Raw genomic sequence first — 17,354 nt, forward strand, 5'->3', positions numbered from 1 at the left:
GAACTCCATGGCCAGGTTCAACTCCTGTATGATTGAGACCGCTCCGGTGGCGTCGTCACTGCAGAATTGAGTTGTCCTCGCGAGGCGTCTGCTTGCTCCTGCTGGCGGGCTGGCCACTCACCAGTTCGATGGCGCTATACAAACGGTTGCTGCTGGTTCCCGGGTAATGAGGCGTTCAGTCCACGGGTTTGAGACGCCCAGCAGCCTCCCGTGCGTGCCATGTATCGAGCACAAACTCCATGACAGCGACCGTTGCGTTCAACGCTAATCGCGCGTGCCTCGTCAGCGCCACGCTGCGTTTCGACTGCCCGTGGCCAATTCCTAGCTCGTTGCGCAGCTCGGCCAACGACTGGATCGTGGTGACGAGCGTGCGCAAGATCTGTTGCGCAGACTCGCTTCCCTTAGCACTCTGAGGAACCGAATCTGCCTTCAGCTCAAGCAGATCGGCGATGTACCGATAGAGCTGAGGAATGTCCTCGCGCTGCCCGTACGCCACGCCGGAGTGGTCGAGAATGATCCTGAACAAGCTCTCGACCAGGTTCTTCGACGACGAGATCGCTGCGGCCGGATCTGAGCTGAGACTGTCGCGTATGCGTACAAGATGCTCTTCCAGCACCACCGGGTCGGTCAGGAGCTGACGTTCGCGGAGCCGAAGGTCCGGGCTTGCGCCGTGAAAGGAGTCGCGACGACGCCATCCGTAAACGGCATGGCCACTGATCCAGTCAGCTGAGTAGAGCTCGTATCCATCTCTGGCGAGGGCTTCGTTGAAAGAGTTGAGAAGTCTGCCAACCTCCTCTTCATCGGGTCGCACCAGCGGGTGCAGCATCTCGGCGAGGAATCGCAGAACGAGTTCGTCGTCACCGTGCTGCAATCCGAAGCGGCTATCGGTGAACACCCAGTCGTCGGGCCAGTCTTCAGGGTTATTGACGCGATGCTGTCGGATATCACCAACAGCGGACTTGTACCTCGAATCTGTGCTCAGCAGAGCGTCCAAGTCGTAAATGCGCGCCAAGAAGTCGGCGGCGAAGTCCCTGACGGCGCCTGACGTCTTACCTGCGGCCCAAATAACCCACCAAACACAGAGGTCACGACCCATATCTGGATCGTGACCTCTATGCCTGGAGTTCGTCGAACTCCTCCACTTTGGCGCAACGGGACTTGAACCCTGAAGTCCCTACCCCGATCCGTCCGTGCTGCTGCGCCGCCAACACCACCGTCGATCGCCACGTCTTGCATAAATCTCACTTCCATGTCCAATTGGACATCAGGCGGACAATTCACTTGACAATTGGACACGAAACCTGAGATGCCGCACCTGACAAGGCCTATCCCAGGGTGTTGCAAAACGCTCTGGCGCGCGTGCCGCAGGGCCGCAAACCTTCCTGGAACGGTGTCTACACGTTTGGACTGCCAACATTTGTACTGACTAATGGGTCTAGTTAAACAACACAGCTCGCTTTGTCAATCTTCGCTGCATCTCGACAACATGTCACATCCCAGAACGCGCCATGTCCACGAATCGCGAGAGGTGCAACTGGTGCGCCACGGTGATCGTCTTCGTCGGTCCCGCACGGTGTTTGGCGATGATGAGGTCCGCTTCGCCGCCGCGCGGATCGTCGCGCTCAAACGCGTCGGGCCGGTGCAAGAGGATCACCATATCCGCGTCCTGCTCGATGCTGCCGCTCTCACGAAGGTCGGACAGCATCGGCTTCTTGTCGGTGCGCTGCTCCGGCCCACGGTTCAGCTGGCTCATCGCCACCACCGGAACCTCGAGCTCCTTGGCCAAAAGCTTGATCTGCCTTGAGAATTCGGAGACTTCCTGCTGGCGGGACTCGACCTTCTTGCCGGAGGTCATCAGCTGCAGGTAGTCAATCACGATCAGTCGGAGGTCCGCTTTCTGGTGCAACCGCCGCGCCTTGGCGCGGATCTCCATCATCGTCAGGTTCGGCGAGTCGTCGATGTAGAGCGGCGCCTCGCTGATCTCACTCATCCGCCGCGCCAGCCGCGTCCAGTCGTCGTCGCTCATCCGCCCGGATCGCATGTCGGCGAGCTTGATCTTCGCCTCGGCCGACAGCAGGCGCATGACGATCTCGGACTTGCTCATTTCCAGGGAGAAGATGACGCTCGAGTGCCGGTTCTTGATCGAGCACGACCGCAAAAAATCTAGTCCCAGCGTCGACTTGCCAACGCCAGGCCTGGCCGCCACCACGATCATCTGGCCAGCGTGCAGACCGTTGGTCACCTCGTCGAGCTCGGTGAAGCCGGTAGGCACACCACGCGACACGCCACCCTGCGAGGCGATGGCGTCGATCTCGTCCATCGTCGGCTGCAGCAGGTGCTCGAGGACCACGAAGTCCTCGGTGGTGCGCCGTTCGGTGACCTCGTAGATCTCGGCCTGGGCGCGGTCCACCACGTCGGCCACGTCCGCTCCGTCGGCGCCGGCGTACCCGTACTGCACCACCCGCGTTCCGGCCTCCACCAGACGCCGCAGGAGGGACTTCTCCGACACGATGCCTGCGTAGTACCCCGCGTTGGCCGCGGTCGGCACGGTGGAGATCAGGGTGTGGAGATACGGGGCGCCACCGATGCGCTTGAGCAGCCCGCGGCGATCCAGCTCGGCGGACACGGTGATCGCGTCGGCGGGCTCACCGCGGCCGTAGAGATCGAGGATCGCGTCGTACACGCTCTGATGCGCGGGGCGGTAGAAGTCACCGGGCCGCAGCCGCTCCAGGACGTCGGCGATCGCGTCCTTCGACAGGAGCATGCCGCCGAGCACCGACTGTTCGGCAGCCATGTCCTGGGGAGGCTGGCGGCCGTACTCCTCGGCTGGCGGGGCGTCCTGCTCCGCGCGGCCGCCGGACTGACCGCCCTGCCAGCCCCGATCGTCGACGACAGCCACGAAGCGTCCACCTCCCCCTTCATGTCAATCGATGTCGAACGCGCTTTCGATCGCCTCGCCGGTGAGGCTAGACCCCCCGGCCGACAAGCACGCGACGGCTCACGTTAGAGACGTTGCTGGAACGGTTGCAAGCGACCCCTGTGCATAGACCTGTGGACGCAGTGTGCATAGATGAGGTCGGCCATGTTGAGCCCTTGGGGACAACCTGTGCACAACCATCGGGTTTTCAAGCATCGCCGCAGATGGAGGCGCTACGAGCCGTGTGGGAACTTGTGGATGCGATTTGCCCCGGCGTGTCGTCCGTGGTTGCCGTCTCGGGCGTGTTGTGTTGCACGCACGGGCCCTAAGGGTTAACGCGCGGTTATGTTCGCTGGGTCACGAGGGGCCCGTGATGTTCGCCAGCGCGCACAGCAACGCCCGGGCGAAGATCGATCAAGCCCTCACCCGGGCGTATTGACGCTGTTGCTATTACTCGGCGACGACGTTCACAGAAACGCCGACGGTGACCTCGGGGTGCAGCTGCACCGCGACGGCATACGTGCCGGTGGCCTTGATGTGGGCCTTGGGCAGGTTGACGGTCCGCCGGTCCAGGTTCGGGCCGCCCGCCTTCTTGATGGCGCCGACGATGTCACCGGTGGTGACGGAGCCGAACAGCTTGCCCGCACCGGCGGTGCGCACCGGCAACGACACCGGGCCGAGCTCTTCGAGAGCGGCCTTGATCTCGTTGGCGTGATCCAGGTCGCGGACGACCTTCGTCTCGCGGGCGCGGCGAATCTCTTCGGCCTGACGCTCGGCGCCACGCGACGCGACGATCGCCATGCCACGGGGCAGCAGGTAGTTACGGCCGTAGCCGTCCTTGACCTCGACGGCGTCGCCGGCAGAGCCCAAGTGGTCGACCTCAGCGGTCAGAATCAGTTTCATGTCAGTTCTCTTCGTTCGGCTTAGCGCGACGTCGCACTGAACGGCAGCAGGGCTACCTCGCGGGCGTTCTTGACTGCGATCGCAATGTCGCGCTGGTGCTGCACGCAGTTACCGGTGACCCGGCGGGCACGGATCTTGCCGCGCTCGCTGATGTAGGTCCGCAGCAACGCGGTGTCCTTGTAATCGATGATCTGGTTCTTGCCCTTCTTCGAGCAGAACGAGCACTTCCGGGCCTTGACCGGCTTCTCAGGAGCCGGGCGCCTCTTCGTGGAGGAGGACTTCGCCATGTCTATCTCTTTCTCAGTACTTGGAAATCAGTTGATCAGAAGGGAGGTTCTTCGTCGGCGCCGTTGAACGATCCGGACGCGGGGGCGCTGCCCCACGGGTCGTCTCTCGGGCCATCGCTGGCAGCACTGTTACCGCCACCGGCGGGGCGTGAACCGCCACCGCCGCCGCCACCGAAGCCGCCTCCGCCCCCACCGCTACGGCTGGCCTTGTTGACCTTGGCCGTCGCGTACTTCAAGGAAGGACCGATCTCGTCGACCTCGAGCTCGACGACGGTGCGCTTCTCACCCTCACGAGTCTCGTACGAACGCTGCTTGAGGCGACCGGTCACGATCACCCGCGAACCGCGGGTGAGGCTCTCGGCCACGTTCTCGGCAGCTTCGCGCCAGATGCTGCACCGCATGAAGAGCGGGTCGCCGTCTTTCCACTCGTTGGTCTGACGGTCCATCATCCGAGGCGTCGACGCCACCGTGAAGTTGGCGACGGCGGCCCCGGACGGCGTGAACCGCAACTCGGGATCGGCGGTCAGGTTTCCGACGATGGTGAGGTTGGTGTCACCAGCAGCCACGGGTCCTCCTGTGATTGGGAAGCAGGTCGCAAAGAACGGATCGCTAGCGAGCCTACGGATGCGCTCTGACGGGCACGGGCCATTGGGCCTAGTGCTTGTCGGTCCGCATCACCTTGGTCCGCAGGACGGACTCGTTGAGGCTGAGCTGACGGTCCAGCTCAGACACGGTGGCCGGCTCGGCCTTCACGTCGATGACGGCGTAGATGCCCTCGGGGTGCTTGAGGATCTCGTACGCCATGCGGCGCCGGCCCCAGATGTCGATCTTCTCGACCGTGCCGCCGTCCTTGCGGATGACGTTCAGGAACGTCTCCAATGACGGTGCAACAGTTCGCTCGTCGAGCGTGGGGTCGAGGATGACCATGATTTCGTATGGACGCATGTGGAACCCATCACCTCCTATGGTCGTTTGCGGCCACGGCTTGTCCGTGACAGGAGGGTCGCCTGCGTCGGCAACTCGGCAAGGTTACAGCAGGACCGCCTGAGCTGCGAAATCGTGCTCGGCTCAGCCGCCGTCGACGGTGCGCTTGATCGCCGCCAGGGTCACCGGAATGCCCTCCTTGGCGGCCTTCGTCCGGATCGCGATCTGAACGTCGGCCTTCTCGCCGTACCGGCCGCGGAAGCCTTCGATGCCCGCGGGCTCGAAGGACCAGTGCTCGGTGAGGCGCGTTCCGCCGTCGGCGGGCTCGAGGCTGAACCCCCACCGCACCCAGCCGTCGTTGACCACCCATGAGAACTCACGGCCCGGGTCTGCGGCCACGACCCGGCTGCGGGTCTCCCACGTGCGCTTGCCGTCGTCGTTGCGTCCGGTGAAGTACGAGCCGACGGTCGGACCGCCACCCTCGTCCCACCAGCAGGCCCGGCACTGCGGGCTCCACTCGCCGATCCGGGTCACGTCGGACACCAATGCGTACAGGGTGTCCGCGTCGGCGTTCACCACGACGGAATCACTGAACGTCAGATCGCTCATGTCAGCGTCAACTCCTTCTCGGGTTCTTTCGTCGGTGCGGGCGGCGTGGGCCGCAGCCGCGATGGCAACCACTTGGGCGGTGCGTCCAGAGCATGCTCGAACACTCCGCCCGACGGGTCGTCGACTCCGCCGCGGCGGACGACGTCCAACTCGGGGCGGTAGATCTGGCGAACGACCAAGGCGCACAACGCAATCACCGCGATGTCCCGCAGCAGCACCGTGGCGGTGAACCACTCCTGCGGCAAACCCATCTTCGCCTCGCCGAACAGGTACAGCATCCGGGGCACCCAGACCAAGGCGTCGACCGTCATCCACGCCAACAGAATTCGTCGTTGCGGCAGCGCGAGCACCGCCAGCGGCACCAGCCACAACGAATACTGCGGACTCCACACCTTGTTGGTCAGCAGGAAGGCCGCGATCACCAGGAAGGCCAACTGCGCCAACCGGGGACGACGCTGGGCCGTCAACCCGACGTAGGCGATGCCGCACAGGCACACTGCGAACAGCACCGCCGTCACCGCGTTGGTCACCGACGGCGGCTCCCAGAACCCCAGGTTCGGATCGAAGCCGCGCCACCCCGTGAACGACTTCACGACGTTGTAGATCGAATCCATGTCGTCACCACGACGAGTGTTGAGCCGGAAGAACTCCGACCATCCGCGCGGGTACAGCACCATGATCGGCAGGTTGACCACCAGCCACGTCGCCACCGCGACGCCGGCGGTCCTGCCGACCTCGCGCATGCGGCCCGTGCGCAACCCCAGGATCACCAGCGGCACGATCAACAACAACGGGTAGAGCTTGAGCGCCACCCCTATGCCGATCAACGCGCCCGCCACGGCCGGTCGGCGACGCGACCACGCCAGCATCGCGCCCGCCGCACACGCCGTCGCCAAGGCGTCGAAGTTGGTGAAGATCTGGAAGATCACCAACGGTGACCCCGCGACCAGCGCCGCGTCCCAGATCCGGCGCCCCGCCAACAGCGTCGTCGCCCACACGGTGGCCAACCACGCCAACGCCAACCCGAACGCCGAGATGTTGAAGAACATCACCACCTCGGCGACCACCGGAATCGACACCAGCTTCGTCAACGCCGTGTACGTCTTCGCCAACGCCATCGACACGTACTGGTACAGCCCGGTGAGCACCGGATACTCCATGTACCGCACCGCGGGCGTGCCGTCGTACTGGATCTGCTGCGCGCCGGTGGAATCCTTCTCCGTCCACGACGACTTGTACGGAAACTTGCCCTGGCTCAACAGTTCCGCGGTGTACAGCGGCACGGTGTCGGAGTAGCAGAGCTCGTAGTACGCCCGCTGATTTTCCCAGATGGCGACCCGTTGGTCGGCGGTCCCGGTGCGCGTCGACTGCAGGCACGCGGCCTTCGTCGAGTAGCCGAACGCCAGGAACAGCAACGCGATGATCAGCATGACGCGCAGCGGCGTCATGAATCGGGCCCGGCCGATCAGCGCGTGCTTGCCGACCGGTCCGCCGATGGCACCGGCCAGCGCCGCACCGATGGTGTCGGTCCGGCTGGGGAAGTCGCGAGCGTCGTCGCTGCGCAAATCTTCGGCTAACGGCTCAGGAGACACCGTCGACCGATTTGGGTCCTGGCCGATCACGGCGGAGGCGGCGGCGCGGTGATCGTCGGGGTGGCAGCCGGATCACCAGGAGGCGGCGGCGCCCCCGGTGGCGGCAGCTGAATCGTCGTCGGCGGGCCGAACGGGATCGTGATGCCGGGACCCAACTCGATCGTCGGCTGAATCACCGTCTCCGACGGCGGCGGCGGAGGTGGTGGCGGAGGCGGTGGCGCGGCCGGTGGACCCGCATAGCCGCCGATCTCCGTCGGCTTCGGGAACGACTCGTTGTCGGTGCCCTCGAGGGCCCCGTCCATCGTCGCCTTCCAGATGTCGGACGGAATGCCCGACCCGTAGACCGAGCCGCCCGACTTGTTCTCCAGCGGCTTGGTGCCCTCGGTCGTGCCCACCCAGACCGCGGTCGACAGCGACGGCGTGTAGCCGACCATCCACGCATCGCGGTTGGCGTCGGTGTCACCCAGCTGGTTGGTGCCGGTCTTGGCTGCCGACGGCCGGCCCCCAGCCAGGTTGTGGCCCCTGGAGTAGCCCGCGATCGGCTGCATCGCGGAGGTGACGTTGTCTGCGACCGCCTTGTCGATCCGCTGCTCCCCCGGATCGTCCTGCGTCGCCGCGTCGAACAACGTCTGACCGTCGGATCGGACCACCTTCTGGATGAAGTGCGGCCGGTGGTAGACGCCCGAGTTCGCCAGGGTGGCGTAGGCCGAGGCCATGTCGATCACCCGCGACTGGTACTGACCTAGCACGACGCCGTTGTTGGGCGGTCCGCCCTTGCCGTCCTCGGACAACGTGTGCTCGACGCCGGGGAAACTCTCGGCGACGCCGGCCGCGTGCGCGGCGTCGGCGACGTCCTGCGGGCCGTTCTTCAGCTTCAGCATCAGCCGGTAGTAGCTGGTGTTGAGGGACATCTTCAGCGCCTGGGCGATGTTGCAGGTACCGCAACCCTCGCCTTCCACGTTGCTGATCTTGATGCCGTTGACCTCGACCGGCGAGCTGTCCACCTGGTAGCCGAGACCGATGCCCTGCTGCAGCGCGGCGACCAGCGCGAAGACCTTGAACGACGACCCGGTGGGCAGTCCGGCCTGCGCGAAGTCGAAGCCGTTGGCGTCCGAACCTCCGTAGTAGGCCTTCACCCCGCCCGTCTTCGGGTCGACCGAGGCGACGGCCGTCCGCATGTCCGGATCCTGGCCCTCCATGTACTCGGCGACCGCGTCCTCGGCGGACTTCTGCGCCTTCGGGTCGATCGTCGTGGTGATCTGCAGACCCTCGGTGTTCAACGTCTGCTCGTCGATGTTGAACAGATCCATCAGTTCCTTGGTGACCTGACGTTCGATCAGGCCGTTCGGTCCGCTGGTCTGGTTCTGCGCACGCGCCTGGTCGGGCGGCACGGTCGGGGGGAACACCTGAGCGGAGCGGTCGTTGGGCGACAACGCGCCCATCGTGACCATGCCGTCGAGCACCCAGTTCCACCGCTCGGCCGAGCCTTCGGGGTCCACAGCCGGGTCTAGCGCCGACGGCTGTTGGATCAACGCCGCGAGGAGTGCGCCCTCCGCCACGTTGAGCTGCTCGACGGGCTTGCCGAAGTACGCCTGCGAGGCCGCGCCGATGCCGTAGGCGCCGCGGCCAAAGTAGATGATGTTGAGGTAGGACTGCATGATCTGGTCCTTGGACCAGTCACCGGTCATCTTCGTCGAGATGACGAGCTCCTTGGCCTTGCGTACCACGCCGCCGACGCCCGATCGGGCGTCGCCGACTAACGCGTTCTTGACGTACTGCTGGGTGATCGTCGAGCCGCCCTGCAGATCGCCGCCGAAGATGTTGTTCTTGAACGCGCGAAGGAAGCCGGTGAACGAGAACCCGGGGTTGGTGTAGAAGTCACGGTCCTCGGCCGCCATCACCGCGTTGCGCACCTGCACCGGGATCTGGTCGATGTCCACGTCGACTCGATTGCCCTCGGGGGGCACGATCCTGGCGATCTCGCTGCCGTCGCTGGCGAGGATGGTCGACACCTGATTGGTCCGGATGTCTCCCGGCTTGGGGATGTCGACGATCATGTAGGCCATCGCGAACGTCACGATCGGCAGCAGGATGCAGATCGCCAACGCGGCCAAGGACCCGCGGCGAACCCACTTCCAGTTGACGTTGAACTGTCGCCCACCTGAACCGCCACCGGGTGGCCGGCCACCGCCGGGCGGACCTGGCGGTGGCGGCTTCGGGGGCGGGGTTCCGTCCAACGCGGCCTTGACGACGTCGATCGGGTCGCGGTACTGAGCCGGGCGCGCGTCGCGCACCGGCGGGATGACCATGGTCTGGCGATCGTCGTGGCGCCGAGGATCACGCTGCTGTGGCTGCTGCTGTTGTGGCTGTGGCAACGCCCGCGTCGCACCGTCGGATGGTGACGGCGCGGAGTGTCGGGGGTGCGCGACGCCACCGTCGGCCGAAGGTCCCTTGCGGATGTCGTCGGCCGGCCGGTCTTGTCGCCCTTCGCTATTCACTGGCGGTACGCGCGCCCGAGCGCGCCGTCCGGGTGCCGCGCGCCTTGGGAGGACGAGGCGCGCCCAACACATAGCTCTTCACCAAATGATTCCAACTGCAAGTTCTACATACCTCCACCACGTGCACCGCGAATTCGTCGAACTTGGCTGCCAGCATCACCAGCTCCTCAGTGGAGCGGGCGGATCCGGACACTGCTCCGAGATGATCACCGAACACCCACGACACCAGCGTGAGCTGCTCCTTGCGACATATCGGACACATCACCTGACTGGACTTGCCGTGGAACTTCGCGGCGCGCAGCAGATACGGATTGGCGTCACAGACCTCGGAAACGCCGGTGCGGCCCGAGTACACCTCGGCCAGCAGGGACCGCCGCTTGAGCGCGTAGTCCACCACCTGTCGCTGCAATCGCACGATGACCAGAGTACGTCGGCCCCCCTTTCGCGCAGCTTCGACTCCGCCACCTTCACCCCCTGTTCGGCATCTGGTCTGCGGGTATGGCACGTGAACTCCTACGATCCGTCCATGGCGACTCGGCAGACAGCAGGTACACGGGCGAAGGACAGCGACCGCAACAACACCTGCCAGGTCCTCGACAGCGCGCTCGCCGATGGACAACTGTCCGGGGAGGAGCACCGCATCAGGGTCGCGGCCGCCACCACAGCAGCGACCCTCGGCGACCTCCAACAGCTGGTGGAGGACCTGCAGAACGACAACGCACCGGTGCAGATGCCCGACCTGAAGAAGCCGTCCCGACTGGCCAGCGGCGGTGGCAGCGGCTGGGGCATGCGCGTCGCCGTGGCAGGCGTTTTGGTGGTTCTCGGAATCGCGATCGGCTGGGGGCTGTACGGCAACACCACCTCGCCGTTGAGCTTCACCTCCGACCCCGGCGCCAAGTCAGACGGCATTCCGGCGAAGGTGCTGACTCCGCCACGGCAGTTGATGTCACTCGGCGGTCTCAACGGATTGTTCGAGCAGATGCGCCAGAAGTTCGGCGACACGAAGGGCTTCGAACTGACGATCTTCGACGACTACGCGTCGTTGGAGCGACAGGATCCCGCCGAGCCGCGACGGGTGCTGCGGTATTCCTATCGCGGTGGCTGGGCCGACCCCTCGGAGACCAACGTGTCCTCGGACGCCCGCGTCGTCGACCTCGGGGCCGTCGACGTGCCGACCCTTGTCGGGCTCATCCGTGGTGCGCCCGGGACGCTCGAGATGAACCCCAACGAGGTCAAGGACATGCACGTGTCGATCTCGCACGACGACGACGTGGACGCCGCGCCAGAGGCCCTGTCCATTCAGATCTTCGTGTCGCCCAACTTCGGCAACAGCGGGTATTTCGAGGTCGACGGCGCCGGAAACATCAAGACAGTCCACCGACCGTCACGCTGAACTGGCGGACTTTCCAAAGTGTTGTGTATGTTCGCTTTACGCAGCACCGTTTATATCGGTGCGATACATTCGTCCGACGGGTGAAATCGTCGTAGCGAACACGCAGGAGGTGATTCGATGCTGGAACTGGCCATCTTGGGACTTCTCATCGAGTCGCCGATGCACGGCTACGAGCTGCGCAAGAGGCTGACGGGCCTGCTCGGAGCGTTCCGGGCGTTCTCCTACGGTTCGCTGTATCCGGCCCTGCGCCGAATGCAAGCCGATGGCCTCATCGTCGAGGAAGCAGCCCCCGTCGGTGCCGTCAAGATGCGGCGGGCCCGCCGGGTCTATGTCCTCACCGACGCCGGCAAGCTCCGCTTCACCGAGCTCGTCGCCGACACCGGCCCGCAGAACTACACCGACGACGGATTCGGCGTCCACCTGGCCTTCTTCAACCGCACCCCGGCCGAGGCCAGGATGCGCATCCTGGAGGGTCGCCGCCGCCAGGTGGAGGAACGCCGCGAAGGCCTGCGTGAAGCCATCGCGCGCGCCAGTAATTCACTCGACCGCTACACCCGCCAGCTTCATCAACTCGGGCTCGAGTCCAGCGAGCGCGAAGTCAAGTGGCTCAACGACCTCATCGCGGCAGAACGCGTCGCCGCGCCGGGACGTCCCGAGACCACCCCCGAACCCCAGCCCTAAATCCCCAACACCCGCTTCGCAGTTGTCAGTACAGAAGGAGATCGCCCCATGTCCGAGTCGAATGAAATCCGGGTCGCCATCGTCGGCGTCGGCAACTGCGCCTCGTCGCTGGTGCAGGGCGTGCAGTACTACCTCGACGCCGACGAGAACTCGACCGTCCCCGGTCTGATGCACGTCAAGCTCGGCAAGTACCACGTTCGCGACGTGCAGTTCGTCGCCGCGTTCGACGTCGACGCCAAGAAGGTCGGCTTCGACCTCTCCGAGGCCATCTTCGCCTCCGAGAACAACACCATCAAGATCGCCGACGTACCGCCGACCAACGTGACGGTCCAGCGTGGACCGACTCTGGATGGCATCGGCAAGTACTACTCCGAGACCATCGAGGTGTCCGACACCGAGGCCGTCGACGTCGTCAAGGCGCTCAAGGACGCCAAGGTCGACGTGATGGTGTCCTACCTTCCCGTCGGGTCCGAAGAGGCCGACAAGTTCTACGCCCAGTGCGCCATCGACGCCGGCGTCGCATTCGTCAACGCGCTGCCCGTCTTCATCGCCTCTGACCCGGTGTGGGCCGAGAAGTTCCGTGCCGCAGGCGTTCCCATCGTCGGCGACGACATCAAGAGCCAGGTCGGCGCCACCATCACCCACCGCGTGATGGCCAAGCTGTTCGAGGACCGCGGTGTTCAGCTCGACCGCACCATGCAGCTCAACGTCGGCGGCAACATGGACTTCCTCAACATGCTGGAGCGCTCGCGTCTCGAGTCGAAGAAGATCTCCAAGACCCAGGCCGTCACCAGCAACCTGCAGCGTGAGTTCAACGCCAAGGACGTCCACATCGGACCGTCGGATCACGTCGGCTGGCTCGACGACCGCAAGTGGGCCTACGTCCGCCTCGAGGGCCGCGCCTTCGGCGACGTGCCGCTGAACCTGGAGTACAAGCTCGAGGTGTGGGACTCGCCGAACTCCGCCGGCGTCATCATCGACGCGGTGCGTGCGGCGAAGATCGCGCTGGACCGTGGCATCGGCGGACCGGTCGAGGCCGCCTCGGCGTACCTGATGAAGAGCCCGCCCAAGCAGCTGGCCGACGACATCGCGCGCGCCCAGCTGGAATCGTTCATCGAGGGCTAACCCTTCTTGCGATTTCGGCGTGATCAGCAGCGGTGAGCGCCGCTGATCACGCCGAAGTCGCGGGGTTAGAAGCCGAAGCCCAGCTCCGCGGGCACGTCGGTGGCAAACGCGGCGTCCAGCCCAGCGACGACCGCAGAGTCGTTGCTGCGCAACCGATTCGCCGCGGCGAACGCCGACGCACTGTGCTCCCCCAGGTAGAGACTGCCGAGCACCGACAGGCTCAGCCATGCGTCGGGCTCGGCGTCGGTGGGCTCGCAGCGCGCCCGACCGTCACGAATCTCGAGCGCAAACCGGCCGCCGCCACCGAGTGACCCGTCGGAGACGTCGAGCACCAGTGACAGATCCGCCGCATAGGTTCGGGCCTCCAGCACCGCAGGCACGTCGAGCATCCGCAGCCACAGCCCGTCCTCGCGATGGGTAAGCCGGACCCGCCGCGCATCGGTCAGCAGGTACGGCAACAGCTCGCGGGGCGGCGCTTCGACCGTCACGGTGTCCATCAGGTCCATGCCGAGCAGCGTCCGCCACAACGCGACGTAGGCGTCGACGGTGACCGCCGCCAGCTTGGTGATCGCGACCGTCTTCCGCTCGCTGTCGCCGTGAATGCGGTACATGGCGAAGCCGTCATCGTGCAGCAGTGCCATCAGCGGACCGCCGCCGCGCCGATACTCCTCCCGGTCACCGAACACCTGATCCCACATCGGTCGTGGCGTGAACAGTCCGCCGGGCGTCCTCAGCCGCCAGCGTTCGTAGATCTCCTCGATCCGATCGCGGTGCTCGACCGGCGTGACGATCCGGACGCCGCCTCGATCCGGAACCTCGTCGAGGAACTCGACGCCCCGACGGTCGACGCTCAACGACTCGACGACGCTTGCCTGGCCGTAGCCGAACCGACTGTAGATGCCGCCCTCGGACGCCTCGAGGCCGGCAATCGGGTAGTCCGACAACGCCATTCGACCGTGCAGTTCACCGAACATCTGCCGCAGCACGCCGCGCCTGCGATGCGTAGGCGCCACGCACACCCACGACACCCCGGCCATCGGCAGCACGGCGCCACCGGGCACGGTCAGTCGGAGGTCGAGGTAATACGCCATCCCGACCACGTCGTCCCCGTCGCAGGCGATGACGACACCGTCGGCGGGCATCAGCGTCCGCCACATGTCATTGGCCTCCCGTGGGCGGAAGGACCCGAAACAGGTGGCCGCCAACAGCACCATCGCGGGCCAGTCGGCGTCCTCGGCGGTACGGATCACGAGTCCAGTCGGCGAAGGCATGAATCCGACGGTGGCACAGCGCGCCGGCCGTCGCATCTCCTTTTGTACTGTCGAGCGATGGCGGAGATCAACGACGGCGACCTGCTGGGCCTCGACGAGTTCGCGCTGCTGGCGGAGAACGCCGAACAGATTGGCGCCACCGGTCCCCTGCCATCGGTCGAGAGGCTGGATTCCGGACCCGTCAGCGCGCTGAAGTGGGGCGCGGCCGATCCCGAGGTCGTCTTCCTGCACGGCGGTGGGCAGAACGCCCACACCTGGGACACCGTCATCCTCGGTCTCGGCGTGTCCGCGCTGGCGGTCGACCTGCCCGGCCACGGCCGATCCGCGTGGCGCGAGGACGGCGACTACGGCCCCAAGCTCAACGCCGACACCCTGGCGCCGGCGCTCCGCGAATGGGCGTCCTCGCCGCGCCTGGTCGTCGGCATGTCACTCGGCGGGCTGACCGCACTACGGCTGGCCGCGACCCAGCCCGCGCTGGTGCCCGAGCTGGTGCTCGTCGACGTCACCCCGTCCGCGCCCGAACGCCACGAGCAGATGACCAAGGCGCAGATGGGCACCGTCGCGCTGGTGCGCGGCGACCGCACCTTCCCCAGCTTCGCCGCGATGCTCGACGCGACCGTGGCGATGGCGCCGAACCGCGACCGTAAATCGTTGCGCCGCGGCGTCTTCCACAACAGCAAGCGGCTCGACGACGGCACCTGGACGTGGCGTTACGACTCGTTCCGAGGAGGGGAAGGGCTGCCGGATTCTTTTGCAGGCCTCTGGGACGACGTCCCGTCGATCACGATGCCGACGACCCTGGTGCGGGGCGCCAACTCCCACTTCGTCAACGACGAGGACGCCGACGCGTTCGCCGCCGCGGCTCCCGGTTTCCTGAGCACCCACGTCGTCGCGGACTCCGGCCACTCCGTGCAGGGCGATCAACCGGGGGCGCTCGTCGAGATCCTGCGCGGAGTTCTGGCCCGCTGAACGCGTTTGGCTCCCGTTCACCCAATGCTTCACAACTGATCAACAGGGACCCGTAAGTTTCCGACGAACTGGCCACAGCCCCGGCCGGTGAAATCGTCGGAAGGCTCCCCTTCGCATGTCGCTGGTGCCGTTGAACTTCTTCGTCCAACACGATGGTCGCTCCGCGCGCCAGCACGTGACGTGCCGGTACAAGTGCGGCGACGCGTGCTCCCAGCCGGTACCCAATGGCAGTGCCAACGAGTACTTCGGCGACGTCGTCCAGCGCGTGTCGCGCCGAACGCTGCTGCGGACCACGGGCGTCACCGTGCTGGCCGTCGGCGCCGGATCGGCCCTGGCTGCGTGCGGCACCGACACTCCGCCGGCGGCCAGCCAGGCCCCGGAGCCCGAAAAGCCCTCGGCGGGAATGAACTTCACCTCGGTGGCCCCCAACAGCGAGGACGCCGTCGTCATCCCCGACGGCTACCGCCAGGCCGTGGTCATCAGCTGGGGTGACCCCGTCGTGCCAGGAGCGCCGGCGTTCGACGTGACCAAACAGACCGCCGCCGCCCAACGGGGACAGTTCGGCTTCAACAACGACTTCGCCGGGCTGCTGCCGATTCCCGGCAATGCCGATCACTTCCTGCTGGTGACCAACCACGAGTACACCACCGAACAGTTCATGCACCCCGGTTACGACGCCGACAAGCCAACGCGCGAGCAGTTCGACATCTCGATCGCCGCCCACGGCCTCTCGGTGGTCGAGGTCAAGCGGACCGCCGACGGCCTAGTGCCGGTGCTGGGCCGCTACAACCGCCGCATCACCGCCGACACCCCGATGACGCTGACGGGACCGGCCGCGGGCACCGACTTCGTCAAGACGGCCGCAGATCCCGACGGGCGAACGGTCTTGGGCACGTTCGCCAACTGCGCGGGCGGGGTGACGCCGTGGGGCACCGTGCTGTCCGGCGAGGAGAACTTCCACGGGTACTTCGGCGCCCAAGAGGGCGCGTCGGTCAGCCCGGTACGCTCCGACCAGTTCAAGCGCTACGGTGTCAAACCCGAAGCGACCGAACGCAAGTGGGAGACGTTCGACCCTCGGTTCGACGTGGTCGCAACGCCCAACGAGGTGAACCGCTTCGGCTACGTCGTCGAGGTCAACCCGTGGGACCCGGCGTCTCGGCCAGTCAAGCACACCGCGATGGGCCGCCTCAAGCACGAGGGCGCAACCATCTACGTCACCGCCGACGGCACCGTCGTGTCCTACACCGGCGACGACGAGCGCTTCGACTACATGTACAAGTTCGTGTCCAGCAAGAAGATTCAGCCAGGGACCTCGCCGGAGGCCATGGCGCACAACATGTCCCTCCTCGACGAGGGCACCCTGTACGTCGCCAAGCTCACCAGCGACATCCCCGCAAACCAGATCGACGGCTCCGGCACCCTGCCCGCCAAGGGATCCTTCGCAGGCACCGGCACGTGGCTCCCGCTGCTGCGCTCCGGCCCGAACGGCCAGGCCGAGTCACTCGTCCCCGGCGTCAGCGCGCAAGAGGCGTCGGTGTTCACCCGCTTCGCCGCCGACAAGGCCGGGGCCACCAAGATGGACCGGCCCGAGGACTTCGAGGCCAACCCCAAGACCGGCAAGGTGTACGTCGCCCTGACCAACAACGACGAACGCGGCGCGCCAGGTGAGGCGGCCCCCGACGCGGCCAATCCGCGCAACGACAACAAGAGCGGGCAGATCCTCGAGCTCACCGACGACCACGCCGGCACCACGTTCACCTGGGAACTGCTGCTGGTGTGTGGCGACCCGGCCGCCGCCGACACCTATTTCGGCGGGTTCGACAAGAGCCGCGTCAGCCCCATCTCTTGCCCCGACAACCTGGCCTTCGACAGCCACGGCAACCTGTGGATCTCCACCGACGGCAACGCACTCGACTCCAACGACGGGCTGTTCGCGGTTGCGCTCGACGGGCCCAATCGTGGTGAGACCAAACAGTTTCTGACCGTTCCGCTCGGCGCCGAGACGTGCGGACCCGTCGTCACCGACGACCTCGTCACCGTCTGCGTCCAGCACCCGGGGGAGAGCGACGACAACAGCGTCGACGACCCTCTGTCGCGCTGGCCGGAGGGCGACAACGGCACCGCCCGCCCGTCTGTCGTCGTCGTCTGGCGGGACTCCGGCAACATCGGGGTGTAGATCCTCTTG

16 protein-coding genes are annotated in these 17,354 nt (G+C 65.9%); 5 read left to right on the forward strand and 11 right to left on the reverse strand.

From position 1 onward, the window contains the following. Positions 1-175: 175 nt before the first annotated feature. The 10 genes from B1790_RS06440 to B1790_RS06485 all read right to left on the reverse strand — a co-directional run bounded on the left by B1790_RS06440 (position 176) and on the right by B1790_RS06485 (position 10,145). On the reverse strand, positions 176-1,096 hold the full coding sequence (locus B1790_RS06440; protein WP_079922394.1) for an abortive infection family protein: 921 nt from the start codon (positions 1,094-1,096) through the stop codon (positions 176-178). Between the two features lie 393 nt (positions 1,097-1,489). Then, the gene (dnaB, locus tag B1790_RS06445; protein ID WP_079922395.1) at positions 1,490-2,899 is read right to left on the reverse strand and encodes a replicative DNA helicase; all 1,410 of its coding nucleotides are present in this window, start codon (positions 2,897-2,899) and stop codon (positions 1,490-1,492) included. Positions 2,900-3,367: 468 nt separating this feature from the next. Next, positions 3,368-3,820 (reverse strand): 50S ribosomal protein L9, encoded by a 453-nt coding sequence (rplI, locus tag B1790_RS06450; protein ID WP_079922396.1) that lies wholly within the window; start codon positions 3,818-3,820, stop codon positions 3,368-3,370. A 20-nt stretch (positions 3,821-3,840) separates the two neighbouring features. Continuing rightward, a complete protein-coding gene (rpsR, locus tag B1790_RS06455; RefSeq protein ID WP_056551394.1) occupies positions 3,841-4,107 on the reverse strand; it encodes a 30S ribosomal protein S18 in 267 nt (88 codons plus the stop codon). A gap of 35 nt (positions 4,108-4,142) precedes the next feature. Then, on the reverse strand, positions 4,143-4,673 hold the full coding sequence (locus B1790_RS06460) for a single-stranded DNA-binding protein (protein WP_079922397.1): 531 nt from the start codon (positions 4,671-4,673) through the stop codon (positions 4,143-4,145). Positions 4,674-4,761: 88 nt separating this feature from the next. Continuing rightward, entirely contained in the window at positions 4,762-5,052 is a 291-nt protein-coding gene (rpsF, locus tag B1790_RS06465; RefSeq protein WP_056551398.1) for a 30S ribosomal protein S6, read from the reverse strand. A 123-nt stretch (positions 5,053-5,175) separates the two neighbouring features. Then, entirely contained in the window at positions 5,176-5,640 is a 465-nt protein-coding gene (locus tag B1790_RS06470; protein WP_079922398.1) for an SRPBCC family protein, read from the reverse strand. Beyond that, positions 5,637-7,232, reverse strand: coding sequence for a glycosyltransferase family 87 protein (locus tag B1790_RS06475; RefSeq protein ID WP_079922446.1), 1,596 nt, complete (start codon positions 7,230-7,232; stop codon positions 5,637-5,639). The genes B1790_RS06470 and B1790_RS06475 overlap by 4 nt, the downstream gene beginning before the upstream one ends. Positions 7,233-7,258: 26 nt before the next feature. After that, positions 7,259-9,541, reverse strand: a complete 2,283-nt coding sequence (locus B1790_RS06480) for a transglycosylase domain-containing protein (RefSeq protein WP_142271099.1) — start codon at positions 9,539-9,541, stop codon at positions 7,259-7,261. Positions 9,542-9,722: 181 nt separating this feature from the next. After that, positions 9,723-10,145 carry a DUF5318 family protein gene (locus B1790_RS06485; RefSeq protein ID WP_079922399.1) on the reverse strand — a complete coding sequence of 141 codons (423 nt, stop codon included), beginning with the start codon at positions 10,143-10,145 and terminating at the stop codon, positions 9,723-9,725. A 111-nt stretch (positions 10,146-10,256) separates the two neighbouring features. Here B1790_RS06485 and B1790_RS06490 point away from each other — a divergent pair, with 111 nt between their 5' ends. The 3 genes from B1790_RS06490 to B1790_RS06500 all read left to right on the forward strand — a co-directional run bounded on the left by B1790_RS06490 (position 10,257) and on the right by B1790_RS06500 (position 12,929). Further along, on the forward strand, positions 10,257-11,123 hold the full coding sequence (locus B1790_RS06490; protein ID WP_079922448.1) for a DUF1707 domain-containing protein: 867 nt from the start codon (positions 10,257-10,259) through the stop codon (positions 11,121-11,123). 117 nt (positions 11,124-11,240) lie between these two features. Beyond that, entirely contained in the window at positions 11,241-11,804 is a 564-nt protein-coding gene (locus B1790_RS06495) for a PadR family transcriptional regulator (protein WP_079922400.1), read from the forward strand. A 48-nt stretch (positions 11,805-11,852) separates the two neighbouring features. After that, a complete protein-coding gene (locus B1790_RS06500; RefSeq protein ID WP_079922401.1) occupies positions 11,853-12,929 on the forward strand; it encodes an inositol-3-phosphate synthase in 1,077 nt (358 codons plus the stop codon). Positions 12,930-12,994: 65 nt separating this feature from the next. Here the strand turns inward: B1790_RS06500 and B1790_RS06505 are convergent, their stop codons facing one another. After that, a complete protein-coding gene (locus tag B1790_RS06505; RefSeq protein ID WP_079922449.1) occupies positions 12,995-14,200 on the reverse strand; it encodes an enhanced intracellular survival protein Eis in 1,206 nt (401 codons plus the stop codon). Positions 14,201-14,257: 57 nt separating this feature from the next. Between B1790_RS06505 and B1790_RS06510 the strand changes: the two genes are divergently transcribed. After that, a complete protein-coding gene (locus tag B1790_RS06510) occupies positions 14,258-15,169 on the forward strand; it encodes an alpha/beta fold hydrolase (RefSeq protein WP_079922402.1) in 912 nt (303 codons plus the stop codon). Positions 15,170-15,284: 115 nt separating this feature from the next. Further along, the gene (locus B1790_RS06515; RefSeq protein WP_079922403.1) at positions 15,285-17,345 is read left to right on the forward strand and encodes a PhoX family phosphatase; all 2,061 of its coding nucleotides are present in this window, start codon (positions 15,285-15,287) and stop codon (positions 17,343-17,345) included. The last annotated feature ends 9 nt before the right edge of the window (positions 17,346-17,354 follow it).

Source organism: Mycobacterium sp. AT1, from assembly GCF_002043095.1.
Taxonomy (GTDB): domain Bacteria; phylum Actinomycetota; class Actinomycetes; order Mycobacteriales; family Mycobacteriaceae; genus Mycobacterium.

Excerpts from the sequence above, each read along its gene's own strand:
- B1790_RS06490 (WP_079922448.1), top strand. The coding sequence starts at position 10,257 with ATGGCGACTCGGCAGACAGCAGGTACACGGGCGAAGGACAGCGACCGC.
- B1790_RS06510 (WP_079922402.1), top strand. The coding sequence starts at position 14,258 with ATGGCGGAGATCAACGACGGCGACCTGCTGGGCCTCGACGAGTTCGCG.
- B1790_RS06500 (WP_079922401.1), top strand. The coding sequence starts at position 11,853 with ATGTCCGAGTCGAATGAAATCCGGGTCGCCATCGTCGGCGTCGGCAAC.
- B1790_RS06470 (WP_079922398.1), bottom strand. The coding sequence starts at position 5,640 with ATGAGCGATCTGACGTTCAGTGATTCCGTCGTGGTGAACGCCGACGCG.
- rplI (WP_079922396.1), bottom strand. The coding sequence starts at position 3,820 with ATGAAACTGATTCTGACCGCTGAGGTCGACCACTTGGGCTCTGCCGGC.
- B1790_RS06440 (WP_079922394.1), bottom strand. The coding sequence starts at position 1,096 with ATGGGTCGTGACCTCTGTGTTTGGTGGGTTATTTGGGCCGCAGGTAAG.
- B1790_RS06505 (WP_079922449.1), bottom strand. The coding sequence starts at position 14,200 with ATGCCTTCGCCGACTGGACTCGTGATCCGTACCGCCGAGGACGCCGAC.
- B1790_RS06495 (WP_079922400.1), top strand. The coding sequence starts at position 11,241 with ATGCTGGAACTGGCCATCTTGGGACTTCTCATCGAGTCGCCGATGCAC.
- B1790_RS06515 (WP_079922403.1), top strand. The coding sequence starts at position 15,285 with ATGTCGCTGGTGCCGTTGAACTTCTTCGTCCAACACGATGGTCGCTCC.
- rpsF (WP_056551398.1), bottom strand. The coding sequence starts at position 5,052 with ATGCGTCCATACGAAATCATGGTCATCCTCGACCCCACGCTCGACGAG.
- rpsR (WP_056551394.1), bottom strand. The coding sequence starts at position 4,107 with ATGGCGAAGTCCTCCTCCACGAAGAGGCGCCCGGCTCCTGAGAAGCCG.
- B1790_RS06480 (WP_142271099.1), bottom strand. The coding sequence starts at position 9,541 with ATGGTCATCCCGCCGGTGCGCGACGCGCGCCCGGCTCAGTACCGCGAC.